The sequence below is a fragment of the Pseudomonas sp. PB3P13 genome (genome assembly GCF_054897735.1).
Map to the genome: position 1 here is coordinate 4,233,694 of NZ_CM142702.1, position 12,509 is coordinate 4,246,202.

Consider the following 12,509-nt stretch of genomic DNA (forward strand, 5'->3'; position numbering starts at 1 on the left):
AGCTCCAGGGGGCGTAGTCGCAAAGTAACGTATGAGCCACGGGCGTGTTCGTGGTCTCCGTAGGTACCACGAAATTTCATCGCGATTGAACGCGCGCACTTAACGGCACGCATCCGGACCAGGGAAGTCGCAATGCCAAAACATAGAAATAAGAGGCCACTGCCCCCCGCTTCGCCTTCGCCTTCGCCTTCGACTTCGATCAATCGCTACGCGTTTCCCGCCAGCATTGGCGTGTTGCTCGTGGCTATCGCGGGCATCGGCTGGTTTCTGTTGAGCAGCACACCTGCCGGCGTGACCTATGCGCCAGCCGCTACACCGCTCACCGCGCCTGTCAAACCGTCACCGGTAGCCATAGCCCCGGCAGCGATGGTCGATGAACAGCAATGTGAAGGCTGTCACAGCGAGCAAGTGAAAGACTGGCGAGGGTCGCATCACCAACTGGCGATGCAACCAGCCAACGCCGAAACGATGCTCGGTGATTTCAATAACGTCAGCGTCAACGCTGAGAAAGAAACCGTACGGTTCTTCCGCAAGAACGACGAGTTCTGGGTCAATACACCCGGCCTTGACGGCAACAATGCGGACTTCAAGGTGGCCTACACCTTCGGGATCGCGCCGTTGCAGCAATACCTGATCGAGGTCGGTGAAGGTCGTTTGCAAGCGCTGAGCGTCGCTTGGGATACCGAGAAGCACCGCTGGTTTCATCTCTACGCCGGCCAGGGTGTGAATTTCAAGAACCCGCTTCACTGGAGCAAACCGAGCCAGAATGCCAATTTCATGTGCGTCGAGTGCCACACCACCGGTTACAAGCGCAACTTCGATGCGGTCAAAAACACCTTCGACAGTCATTGGAACAGCCTCGGTGTCGGCTGTCAGGCGTGCCATGGTCCCGCGTCCAATCACCTGGAATGGACGGCAAACAAAGGCGACCTGATCCATGCAGGTTTCGCCGTAGATCTGCGGGACAAAAACGCCACGGTCGAGATCGAGACCTGTGCCCGCTGTCACTCCCGTCGCGCGCCACTGGGCGATGGCTTCACCGTCGGCAAACGGTTGATGGATGACTACTTGCCGAGTGCACTCACTCGAGAACTGTACGCGTGGGACGGCAAGATCAACGACGAAGTGTTCGAGCACGGCTCTTTTGCCCAGAGCAAAATGTTCGACAAGGGCGTGCGCTGTAGCAACTGCCATAATCCACACAGCAACGAACTCAAAGCACCGGGCAACGGCGTGTGCCTTCAGTGCCACAATACTGCCGGCAAGACGGCGGTCGAGGGGGTCGATGGCAAGGGTTTGCAGGCGAAGAACTACGACTCCGTCGAACATACCCGCCACGCCATGGGCCAGCCGGGATCGCAATGCGTGGATTGCCACATGCCCGGAAAGTTTTACATGGGCAACGACTTCCGCCATGACCACAGCTTCAGCATTCCCAACCCTGAGCGAGCGAAAAGACTCGGCACCCCGGACGCCTGCCTGACCTGTCACCTGGGCAAGGTGGGTGACAAAGTTACCGAGCAATTCAAGCTTTGGAAGACAGCCACCACCGCTCAAGCGCCACGCTACGACGAAAGCCTGTGGCTGATCCGCAACGGTTTACCCGGCGCGGCACAAGCGTTGTACGAGCAACTGCAACGCAGCAACCTGCCGTCGATTCAGCGAGCCACGCTGCTGGCCGAGTTACCGCTGTACCCCAGCGAACAGGCGTTAAAACTGGCGACCAAAGACCTGAGCAATCCGGCACCGCAAGTACGCGAAAGCGCGGTCCGGGCGATCAGCGCGTTCCTGCCGCCACCGGAACGCGCCCCGTTGTTGGTGCCCTTGCTCAATGATCCGATCAAGGCTGTGCGAATCAGCGCAGCACGGGATCTGCTCAGCCTCTCCCGCAATGGTCTGGGCAGTGCTCAGAGCAACTGGAACACCGCTATCGCTGAGTATGAAAATGTACAGAAAAGCCTGACCGAACGTGCGGAAGCCAACCTCAACCTCGCCATGCTTTACCAAGCCAGCGGCCGCAGCGGCGAAGTCGAACCGCTGCTGCGCACGGCGCTCAAACGTGACCCGGATTTCCACCCGGCCCTGGTGACGCTGGTGCAATGGTTGGAAGCGAGCGGACGCCGTCAGGAAGCTCAGCTGCTGCTCGCACAAAGTCTGAAAGAGCACCCGGAGGCCGCACAGCTGCAACATACCCAGGGCTTGTCGTTGGTGCGTGCGGGTAAAACAGCGCAGGCCATGCCGGCTCTGCGTAAAGCCGCGCAGCTGGAACCCGAGAACGCCCAGTACGGCTACGTCCTGGCCGTGGCGCTGCACGACAGCGGCAAGGGCGAGGCGGCCCGCGACGAACTGGAAAGGCTGTTGAAAGTGCAGCCCGCCAACCGCAATGCACGGCTGGCGTTGATTCAATATCTCAGCGAAGCTGGTCAGGAACCAAAGGCACAGGTGCTGCTGCAGGACTGGAGGAAAATGAACAAGGATGATCCATCGCTGAAATGATCCGTCGCTCCGGCCCTGGGCTCGTCGAAGAATTACACATTAAATTTTCGTTGTGCGTGGGTGTCTTCGCTGTCGTGAAGTCGCAGCAACCAACAGGCGACCGGAATGACTGCCAACTCTATGCCCGCATAGAGTTGCAGCAGCATTGAGGGCAATCCATCAATCATGAAGCTGATTAGACGGCCGACAAAAAGCCCACCACAAAAGATGAGAACTGTGAGTATTGCGACATGGTGTGAGGTTGGTCGGAAGGCGCACACCAGCCAAAATATACCTAACGCGAGATACAGGCACATTACGGCACGTAGTATGTGCGCGATGTTGATGTCGAGCGTGTCCATGCCGAAAAATGTGAGGGCAAACCACGTTGGGCTCACGCCGTAGACAAGCGCAATACTGCCTACGGCAAGGAAGGCGATGATCAGAAAGTATTTTTTCAGTGCAGTGTTCATGGAAATCCTTCGCAGGTGTGAATGGGCGCGTCCAAGCAGCAGACGCGCCAGGTTGCCTGGCCTTCAGTGCGAGTGATCGCGTAAGTCGGTCACTGCTTTGTGCCCGGCAACAATTCAAAATCCGGGCTAAACGGCGTCATGGCGGCCATCAGCTGTGCTAACGGTTTGCGATCGCCTTCGAAGGTAGCCTTGCCCTGCGCTACCAGCTCATCGAAGCTGATCTTCTTCGCCATTACGCCCTCAAGTGCTGACCGATCCAGGGTGATGGTCAGATCGGCGTTTTTCGCCTGCTGCCCCTTGATATTGGTCAGTGTTGAATTGCTCAACTCAACCACAAATTGTTCACCGTTGTCGGGCGTTTTGAGGTTCACGACGAAATGCAGATCCGCTACCTTGCTGCCATCCAAACTGATACCCAGATATTCGAGCCACAACTCTGTGCTCATAGCGCGGATGAGGTCAGGACCACCGGTTTTCGGCGGTAAGCCCTTGGGCATGCCGTGGCGCAGTTCATAGGCCGCAGCAAGGAAGCTGTTGCGCACGCCGGCACTTTCTTTCTGATAACCCACCTGCTCATAGACATCCGCCAGCAGATCCTTCGCCTGGCTGTTTTGCGGCTCGGCATACACCAGCTTATTCAGAATTTCATACGCTTCGCGGTACTTGCCCTCATCAAGCAAGGCTTTGCCCTTGGTCATGATCTTTTCTGCGCCGCCCATCATTTCTACATACAGCGGAGCCGAGTCCTTCGGTGACAGCGGCATCAGCGTGGCCGGATTGGCATCCCAATAGCCCAGGTAACGATTGATGACTGCGCGGCTGTTGTGTTCTTCCGAACCGTGATAGCTATGCGTCGCCCAGTTATTCTTCAGGCTCTGGGGCAATTTGTAGACATCGTGGATTTCATTGATGGTGACGCCTTGATTGGCGGCGTGCAGCACAGCGTTATTCAGGTTGGCGTAGGCATCGCGTTGCGCGCGCATCACTTCCTGAATCCGATCATTGCCCCAGCGCGGCCAATTGTGCGAGGCGAGCATCACGTCGGCCTGCTGGCCATAGCGATATAGGGCGTTGTTGATGTTCTTCGACCACACCAGCGGATCACGGACCAGGGCACCGCGCAGTGTGTAGATGTTGTGGATGGTGCCAGTAATATTTTCGGCAGCCCAGAACGCCTTGAATTGCGGGAACCAAGTGTTCATTTCCGAGGGCGCTTCGGTGCCGGGCGTGTTCTGGAATTCCATCTCCACCCCGTCAATGGTCAGTGTTTCAAAATCCCTTTCGATGTATCGATTAGGTGCGATCAGGCCCATGTTGCCGGCGGCGGCGTTTTTGCCGATGGCCATGTCGACATGCCCATACGGACTGCGCGGCAAAAGCAGGCCGTATTGAAAAAACGCACGTCGGTTCATGGCATTGCCGGCGTACACGTTTTCAGCTACCGCGTGCTCCATGAAACCCACGGGAGCGATCAACGCGACCTTGCCACTGCGCACATCCGCTTCCTCGATCACGCCACGAACACCACCAAAATGGTCCGCATGGGAGTGAGAAATCACCACGGCGACTACCGGGCGCTTGCCCAGTTTTTCATTGATGAATTCCAGTGCCGCCCTGGCGGTTTCTTTTGAGGTCAGGGTGTCGAAAACAATCCAGCCGGTATCGCCCTTGATGAAGGTGATATTGGCCAGATCAAAGCCCCGTATCTGATAGATCCTGTCCGGAACTACCTCATATAAACCATACGCCATGTTGAGTACGGCCTGGCGCTGCAGCGACGGATTGACCGTATCGAAGTCCTTGCCATCAAGCAGGAAGTTGTAGCTGCCCATGTTCCAGGCGACGTTGCCTGCTTCGGCCATGATCTTGTTGTAGGCCGGTGCAGCGATAAACCCCTTTTTTGCTTCCTCAAAATCGCGCTTGTCGGCAAAAGGCAGTGTTCTGCGCGCCCCATTTTGCAGTTCTATGGTGTAGGACGAAGGCGCTTTGCCTTTTTTATCGAAATGCCCGTTTTGCATTGCCGCCGGGTCGACCGGGGTGTTGCCCGCAAAAACAGCCGGACTGATGCCATTGCCCAGTGCAATGGCCAAGGCCAGCTGGAAGGTCTTGTTATACATGAAGTGTTCCTTCGCCCAGGGTGTTGATGTCGTTGATGGCGCGGGTTTGTATTTGCTCATATTGACCCGCCAGGCAAGGAATAGCATATTTGTGCAATAACGAAAAATTCCGTTTCAGCACAGTTTGATAACCAAGAGGTTATGAAATGACGCCACGTCGCTTGCGCCAGTTTCTGGCGCTTATTGAACATGCGCATTTTGGACGAACGGCCAAAGCGTTGGGCGTTTCCCAACCGGCACTGAGCAAAAGCATTCTGCTACTCGAACAGGAACTCGGCGTCAGGTTGTTTGATCGGCGCACCGAGGGCGTGACGTTGACAGCATTCGGTCATGCGCTACGAGAAAAGAGTCAACGCTTGTTAGTGGCCGAAGAGGACTTGCGACGCGACATCGCTTTATTGGCCAGCGCAGAAATTGGCGCGCTCAAAGTGGCGTTGGGGCCGTATCCCAGCGTCACCTGCGGCTATCCCGGCATTGCCCGGTTGCACTCGAAACATCCGCATCTCAAGGTGACGGCCCATGTCGCCGCCTGGCGCGAGGTGGCGAACCAGGTCGCCAGCGGTGCGGTGGATCTGGGAATCGCTGAAATAAGCGCACTGCACGGACGGGAGGATCTCACTTGTGAGCTATTGGGAGAGCACCAAGGCCGACTGTTTTGCCGTCCCGGGCATCCCCTGCATTTGAAACGCTCCGTGAGCTTGGCGCAAACGCTCGATTTCCCGTGGGTGGCTTCGCGAATTCCATTGCGCCTGGCCACTCAGGTACTGCCGGCCGCACTGGGATCTGCCGGGGCTTATGACCCTGTCACTGGCGACTTCGTACCCGCCATTGAAATTGACGTGCCCATGCAGATCGCCCAATTCCTTGAAAACAGCGATGCGTTGGCCGTTGGAACGCTATCGACGTTTGAACAAGAGCTGCTTACTGGCACAGTCATCCCCCTTCCACTCCACGACCCAGCGTTATACACCCGTTACGGTTTCATCCATCTTAAAGAGCGCTCGCTGCCCCCAGCAGTAAAGGCATATATGCAAGAAGTGCGAACCCTGGAAATAGAGATTCGTCAAAAGGAACATCAGCTGGCTAAAAACTATTTGAAATAACCGAAGTATTTTAAGCGCCGATTATTCTAACTCAGACTGCGGATAAAAATGCATCCGCAGATTCCTGAGCTATACCAAGTACTCTGCCACGCAATTTCGTCCATCGGAGACTGTCATGAATGCCACCGCGCCAATGGCAGCATTATTGGTTACCGCGAGTTTGATCGGCTGCTCTCACTCATCTAACCATTCATTGAGCGTACCCTTGGCAGCGACTCCGAAGAACCCGGGCCATATTGCCAACACCTCGTTGACTGGCGTAGGCGATCAAACCAACCTCGACTTTTCCATCACTGGGGTTCCAATGGGAACGCTCCTGCCTACGCGCATTTATACCTTCATTTATAAAGGCAGCTGCCAAAAGCCGGGAGCGGTCGCGTATGCAATGAACGACAAGGTCAATACCGAAAGCACCGCGGGAGCCAACGGCTGGAGCTTCTACCGAACGGCACCTGTCTCGATTACCACGTTACTGTCTGACCCACATTCCATTGTTCTGCGCACATCGCCGGAAGATGGCAGCGTCGATATATTCTGTGGTGATATAGCGCAAAAAACTCATCCATAACTGCACTATTTGCACCCCACGGAGTTGGCCTTGAACAGGTCGGCACGAGTGCGGATATATAAATTTTGTTCTCCAGAAAAGTTGTAACCCAGATTTAACACTGCGCTAACCATAACAACTAATTTTTTCTTCACTTTTTTCAAACCACACTAAACTCTGCCCTGGGCCTGAACCTGTACATCGTCATGTAACCTAGGGAAAGCGATTTTGTACCGTATCGAGGCTAATTTCCCGGTGGTAAATGCACCCATGGGTCATTGTTGTGTGCACTGATCACCCAGCCGCCGACACCCTGAAACAACGAGGAAACCCTGGTATGGAAAATCTGACGAACCACTTCAAGCTGTCGATCGCATTGGCGGCATTGCTATCGCTGAATGGCATCACCCATGCGGCCCAGACCGAAAAACCCAACATCCTGTTTATCGTCTCCGACGATACCGGTTACGGTGACCTCGGTCCCTACGGCGGAGGTGTGGGTCGTGGCATGCCCACGCCAAGAATTGATGAGCTGGCTGCCGAAGGTATGACGTTTTATTCATTCTATGCCCAGCCCAGTTGCACACCTGGGCGCGCCGCCATGCAGACCGGGCGAATCCCGAACCGCAGCGGCATGACCACCGTTGCATTCCAAGGGCAAGGCGGTGGTTTGCCGGCCGCTGAATGGACACTCGCTTCGGTGCTCAAAACGGGTGGATACGACACTTACTTCACCGGTAAATGGCACTTGGGTGAAGCTGAATATTCACTTCCCAATGCCCAGGGATACGACGTCATGAAATACGTCGGTCTCTACCACCTCAATGCCTACACCTACGCAGACCCCACCTGGTTCCCGGACATGGACGCGGAAACTCGCGCGATGTTTGTCAAAGTGACCCAAGGTGCGCTGTCCGGCAAGGCGGGCGAAAAACCGGTCGAGGAATTCAAGGTCAATGGTCAGTACGTCGACACACCCGTTGTCGATGGTAAACCGGGCGTCGTCGGTATCCCGTTTTTTGACAACTATGTCGAGAAAGCCGCGCTAGAGTTTCTCGACACGGCGGCCAAGTCCAACAAGCCCTTCTTCATCAACGTCAACTTCATGAAAGTGCACCAGCCGAACATGCCGGCACCGGAGTTCGTTCACAAATCCATCTCCAAGTCCAAATACGCAGACTCGGTGGTGGAACTGGATACCCACATCGGACGCATCATGGACAAGCTCAAGGCGCTCGGTCTGGATAAGAACACCTTGGTGGTCTACACGACCGACAACGGTGCCTGGCAGGATGTCTACCCGGATGCGGGCTATACGCCGTTTCGCGGAACCAAGGGCACCGTGCGCGAAGGCGGCAATCGGGTCCCGGCGATTGCCATCTGGCCAGGCAAGATCAAGCCGGGTGTAAAAAACCATGAAATCATCGGTGGCCTGGATTTGATGGCAACGTTTGCTTCTGTGGCAGGTGTCAAGTTACCCGAGAAAGATCGGGAAGGTCAGCCGATCATATTCGACAGTTACGACATGACCTCTGTGCTGACCGGCGCTGCGCCCTCCCCGCGTAGAGAGTGGTTCTACTTCACCGAGAACGAACTATCGCCAGGCGCTGCCCGGGTGAATCAATTCAAGGCGGTGTTCAACTTGCGCGGCGACAACGGTGCCCAGACAGGGGGACTGGCTGTGGATACCAACCTGGGCTGGAAAGGGCCGACCAGTTATGTGGCAACCATTCCGCAAGTGTTCGACCTGCTGCAAGACCCGCAGGAACGCTACGACATTTTCATGACCAACTTCACCGAGCACACCTGGTCGGTCGTACCGATCAGCGCCGCAATCATGAAACTGATGAAGACCTACGTCGATTACCCGCCGCGCAAATTGCAAAGCATGGGTTATGACGGGCCAGTCCTACTGTCCCAGTACCAGAAATTTGAAAGCGTACGGGAAAGCCTGAAAAAAGAAGGTATCAACCTGTCGATGCCGAACGGTAATTGACACTTCAGTGAAACGTGGTGGCCTCGTGTGAGGCCGCCGACACAGGAGTGAATCCATGAGCGACATCATGTTGGCTCGGCCCGCAGTGCGCTGGTTCTGGCTGTTCTTGTTTTGGCCGCTGTGGTTGCAAGCGGCTGAGCCGTTGCCAGCCTGGAATGACGGTCCTTCAAAAACAGCGATTGTTGAATTTGTTCAGGCAGTGACCACCGACGGTACTACAGACTTTGTGAAGCCGGCGGAACGGATTGCGGTTTTCGATAATGACGGAACGCTGTGGAGCGAACAGCCCATGTACTTCCAAATGCTGTTCGCCCTGGAGGAGGTTCATCGCCTGGCGCCGCAGCATCCGGAATGGAAACAGCAGCAACCCTTCAAAGCGGTGCTCGACAACGATCAAAAGACCCTGGCCGACAGCGGCATGGATGGGCTACTGAAGATCATCGGAGCGACCCATACCCAGGTTAGTACACATGCGTTTTTGACCAATGTTCGAGCATGGTTGGCCAAGGCCGTACATCCCAAAACCCACAAGCCCTACACCGAAATGGTCTATCAGCCAATGCTGGAATTGCTCGCCTATTTGCGAGCCAACGGTTTCAAGACTTACATCGTGTCCGGCGGCGAGGTCGAGTTCATGCGCGCCTGGACTGAAGAGGTCTATGGCATTCCACCCGAGCAGGTCATTGGTACGACCTTCACCGGTGAGTATCAATACAACAACGGTAAGCCGGTCATCATGCGCATGCCGAAACTGGCCCATAACGACGACGGCCCAGGCAAACCGGTCAGTATCGATGCGGTGATTGGTCGACGCCCGATAATGGCTTTCGGAAACTCCGACGGAGATCTGCAAATGCTGCAATGGACTGCGGCAGGCGACGGTAAGCGCTTCATGGGACTGGTGCATCACACCGATGCACAGCGTGAATGGGCGTATGACCGCAACTCCAAAATCGGCAAGTTGGACAAGGCGCTCGATCAGGCCGCAGCGCAGAACTGGACAGTGGTGGACATGGCGAAAGAGTGGCGGCAAATCTACCCGTTTGATACGGCGGCGCCGTAAACAACGCGGTTTCGGCTGACGGTTATTACACAGGACAAAACCGTGCAGATAACGAGGCCTGAACTACTTGGGAAACAACAGCGTAAATGCGACCCGAAACCCCCAGCCTTCAGCGCCGTCTTTCGGGCTTTCGACCCAGTAGCGCGGCCCCGCTTGAAGGCTCATGGGTTGATGCCCGACCTTGAACAACTGGGTGACGAACAAGTTGATCGGAACTGACCATTCCCGGGTCTGCCAGTCGTAAGTGGATTCAGTGTTGATGCCGTAGGTTGTATAGGTATGGGTGGTGTAGCTGAAGAAGGGTTGCATGAAAGTTTGATTGATTTTGTCTTTGTCGTCGGGCGGGCTGTTTTCCAGCGACCAGATGTGATTGGCCAGGATGCCGCGGGTCCAGCCATTGCTTTGTTTAAGTGCAACGACAGGGAGTTTTTCATCAGTAGCTCCTTCTCGTTATTGAGTTATGGACTACCACTTATGTTGGATCGCAAGCGAACGAACCAGACCCGTTCAGCGTAGTTGAAGTTTTCTCGATGATTGCCAGTTCGACTTTAAGAGGGTGCGGGTGCGGCCATTTACAACTTCGGGACAGGTGGCCGCCCGCTCTGCCAATTCGAAATGCGTAGATGCCGAGGTTAATCATGCAAACCAGAATATCTGCCCTGCCAACGCTTACGCTGCTGGCGTTGTGCTGTCCGCAAGCGTGGGCTGGCGGCATCCTGCTGTACGAAATCGGCACGGACAATACCGGTCTGGCCAACGCCGGTGCCGCCGCTCGCGCCCAGGGTCCTTCGACCATTGCCAGCAATCCGGCGGGCATGAGCTACCTGCCCGGCACCCAGATCACTGGCGGTCTACAAGTGCTCTACGGCAACCTTACATTCGATCGCGATGCACAGACCAACGTGCCAGGCAGCGGCAGTGGTAATGCACTCGATCCCATGCCCGGCGCCAGTTTCTTTATCAGCCATGAGCTGGACGAGCATTGGAGCGTCGGCTTCGGTCAGTACGGCGATTTCGGTCTCGCGGTGAATTACGACAATGACTGGTCAGGGCGCTACTTTGCCCAGAACTCCAGTCTGCTCGGTTTGTCACTGGTGCCCAGCGTGGCATATCGCTTCAACGAGCAATGGTCGGTTGGTGTGGGTGTCAAGGCCATGTACGGCATGTTGCAAGCGCAAACCGCTATCGACCGATCCCCTTTCGGCTTCACTGACCGTAGCGACGGCCAGTTCAAATACAAGGACGGCACCTGGGGCTATGGCGCCAACGTCGGAGTGATCTACGCTCCGCAATCGGGAACCCGCATCGGTCTGGCTTACACCAGTCAGGTGGACCTGGATTTCGAAGACCGGCTGGATGTGAAAGGCGACGGACGTCTACTGGAGCGCGTCAACGACACCAAAACCGAACTCGACATGAAGGTACCTCAGACGCTCACCCTCAGCCTGTTCAAGCAGCTGGATCCGCGGTGGGCCTTGCTTGCTTCAGTGAACTGGCAAGACTGGTCCGAGTTCGGCGATATCGCCGTTCAGGTCGACACCACGGCGTTCGGTGCTCAGTCAAGAACGGTCGACGCCGGCTTCAAGGACACCTGGCATCTCTCCCTCGGCGCGCAATTTCAGGCCACCAGCCAACTGTTGTGGAACTTCGGCGTGGCCTACGACAGCAGCGCCGTGTCGGATCAGAACCGCACGGTCACGGTGCCCATGGGCGAGTCCTGGCGTTTTGCAACAGGAGCTACCTACGCGCTGAACAAGGACACCGACGTCAACGTCAGTTGGGTATTGGCCTGGCTTGGCGATCAACCGGTGGACCAGACCAAGACCCTCTCGGGCAATCGAATTTCCGGTGAGTTCGACAATGCCTGGATACAAGCCCTGACCGGAAACATGACCTGGCGATTCTGATCTTCTGCCAATGAAAAAGACTACCCCCTAGGAGCACCACCACGATGAAACTGTCCCGAAACCTGCTCGTCAGCGCGACACTGGCCAGTCTGTTACTCAGTGGTTGTACGTCGAAGGTCACCGAACAAAATCAGTACTCCGGCTTCCTGAGCAACTACAACAACCTGGGAGAAGTCACGACCACCAGTGGCGAGAAAGCCATGCGTTGGGTGAGCCCGTCCTGGAACCCGAATGCGTATGACACGGTAGTGTTCAACAAGCTCGAACTCTATCCGGCACCCAAACCCAACGAGCGGGTTAACCAACAGACGCTGGACGAATTGCAAACCTACATGACCAGCAAGGCCAAAGGCGTGCTGGGTCAAAAATACCGGGTAGTGTCTGATACATCTGCTGCACCGGCCGGGACAAAACCGCTGATCCTGCGTGCAGCGATCACCGGGGTGAGCGCCTCCAATGAAGGCATGAAATGGTATGAAGTGGTGCCAATTGCAGCGGTGGTAGGGGCAACGCAGGCCGCCACCGGCCACCGGGACCAGGACACTAACCTCTTCATCGAAGCCGAGTTTATCGACGCAAGCACCAATCAAACCGTGGCCAAAGTCGTACGCAAGGTATTTGGCAGCCAACTGTCGAACGACAGCCAGAAGATCACCACGCAAGACTTCAAGGTCGCGATCGATAAGTTGAATGCCGATCTCTGGGCGTTCATCCGCAACTGAAGCCTATCTCAAACGCCAACCCTGGTTGGCGGTTGAATAAACCTCAACGCGAGGGCAATCCATACTGGCCTCTCCATCGCTTCGACTCGCAAGACTGCAAATGCCG

At 55.9% G+C, this 12,509-nt stretch carries 9 protein-coding genes and 1 pseudogene; 7 read left to right on the plus strand and 3 right to left on the minus strand.

From position 1 onward, the window contains the following. The first annotated feature begins 132 nt into the window (after positions 1–132). The gene (locus ACYZT1_RS19495; RefSeq protein ID WP_462016278.1) at positions 133–2,496 is read left to right on the plus strand and encodes a tetratricopeptide repeat protein; all 2,364 of its coding nucleotides are present in this window, start codon (positions 133–135) and stop codon (positions 2,494–2,496) included. A gap of 32 nt (positions 2,497–2,528) precedes the next feature. Here the strand turns inward: ACYZT1_RS19495 and ACYZT1_RS19500 are convergent, their stop codons facing one another. Further along, positions 2,529–2,948 (minus strand): DUF4345 domain-containing protein, encoded by a 420-nt coding sequence (locus ACYZT1_RS19500; protein WP_462016279.1) that lies wholly within the window; start codon positions 2,946–2,948, stop codon positions 2,529–2,531. Between the two features lie 89 nt (positions 2,949–3,037). Further along, entirely contained in the window at positions 3,038–5,065 is a 2,028-nt protein-coding gene (locus ACYZT1_RS19505; protein WP_462016280.1) for an alkyl/aryl-sulfatase, read from the minus strand. 146 nt (positions 5,066–5,211) lie between these two features. Here ACYZT1_RS19505 and ACYZT1_RS19510 point away from each other — a divergent pair, with 146 nt between their 5' ends. The 4 genes from ACYZT1_RS19510 (at position 5,212) to ACYZT1_RS19525 (ending at position 9,774) form a co-directional block, all read left to right on the plus strand. After that, positions 5,212–6,168, plus strand: a complete 957-nt coding sequence (locus ACYZT1_RS19510) for a LysR family transcriptional regulator (protein ID WP_462016281.1) — start codon at positions 5,212–5,214, stop codon at positions 6,166–6,168. A gap of 115 nt (positions 6,169–6,283) precedes the next feature. Next, positions 6,284–6,736, plus strand: a complete 453-nt coding sequence (locus ACYZT1_RS19515) for a hypothetical protein (protein WP_462016282.1) — start codon at positions 6,284–6,286, stop codon at positions 6,734–6,736. Positions 6,737–7,052: 316 nt separating this feature from the next. Further along, the gene (locus ACYZT1_RS19520) at positions 7,053–8,711 is read left to right on the plus strand and encodes an arylsulfatase (RefSeq protein ID WP_462016283.1); all 1,659 of its coding nucleotides are present in this window, start codon (positions 7,053–7,055) and stop codon (positions 8,709–8,711) included. A 55-nt stretch (positions 8,712–8,766) separates the two neighbouring features. Then, the gene (locus tag ACYZT1_RS19525; protein WP_462016284.1) at positions 8,767–9,774 is read left to right on the plus strand and encodes an HAD family hydrolase; all 1,008 of its coding nucleotides are present in this window, start codon (positions 8,767–8,769) and stop codon (positions 9,772–9,774) included. 63 nt (positions 9,775–9,837) lie between these two features. On the opposite strand, the pseudogene ACYZT1_RS19530 reads toward ACYZT1_RS19525, so the two are convergent. Continuing rightward, a pseudogene (locus ACYZT1_RS19530) lies at positions 9,838–10,191 on the minus strand (transporter); the annotation flags it as partial. Positions 10,192–10,412: 221 nt separating this feature from the next. On the opposite strand from ACYZT1_RS19530, the gene ACYZT1_RS19535 reads away from it, so the two are divergent. Then, a complete protein-coding gene (locus ACYZT1_RS19535) occupies positions 10,413–11,681 on the plus strand; it encodes an OmpP1/FadL family transporter (protein ID WP_462016285.1) in 1,269 nt (422 codons plus the stop codon). 44 nt (positions 11,682–11,725) lie between these two features. Then, positions 11,726–12,403, plus strand: coding sequence for a DUF3313 domain-containing protein (locus ACYZT1_RS19540; protein ID WP_462016286.1), 678 nt, complete (start codon positions 11,726–11,728; stop codon positions 12,401–12,403). The last annotated feature ends 106 nt before the right edge of the window (positions 12,404–12,509 follow it).

What these genes read in the sequence shown, in the direction of transcription:
- ACYZT1_RS19540 (WP_462016286.1), top strand. Translation starts at nt 11,726, where the DNA reads ATGAAACTGTCCCGAAACCTGCTCGTCAGCGCGACACTGGCCAGTCTG.
- ACYZT1_RS19500 (WP_462016279.1), bottom strand. Translation starts at nt 2,948, where the DNA reads ATGAACACTGCACTGAAAAAATACTTTCTGATCATCGCCTTCCTTGCC.
- ACYZT1_RS19520 (WP_462016283.1), top strand. Translation starts at nt 7,053, where the DNA reads ATGGAAAATCTGACGAACCACTTCAAGCTGTCGATCGCATTGGCGGCA.
- ACYZT1_RS19510 (WP_462016281.1), top strand. Translation starts at nt 5,212, where the DNA reads ATGACGCCACGTCGCTTGCGCCAGTTTCTGGCGCTTATTGAACATGCG.
- ACYZT1_RS19495 (WP_462016278.1), top strand. Translation starts at nt 133, where the DNA reads ATGCCAAAACATAGAAATAAGAGGCCACTGCCCCCCGCTTCGCCTTCG.
- ACYZT1_RS19515 (WP_462016282.1), top strand. Translation starts at nt 6,284, where the DNA reads ATGAATGCCACCGCGCCAATGGCAGCATTATTGGTTACCGCGAGTTTG.
- ACYZT1_RS19505 (WP_462016280.1), bottom strand. Translation starts at nt 5,065, where the DNA reads ATGTATAACAAGACCTTCCAGCTGGCCTTGGCCATTGCACTGGGCAAT.
- ACYZT1_RS19535 (WP_462016285.1), top strand. Translation starts at nt 10,413, where the DNA reads ATGCAAACCAGAATATCTGCCCTGCCAACGCTTACGCTGCTGGCGTTG.
- ACYZT1_RS19525 (WP_462016284.1), top strand. Translation starts at nt 8,767, where the DNA reads ATGAGCGACATCATGTTGGCTCGGCCCGCAGTGCGCTGGTTCTGGCTG.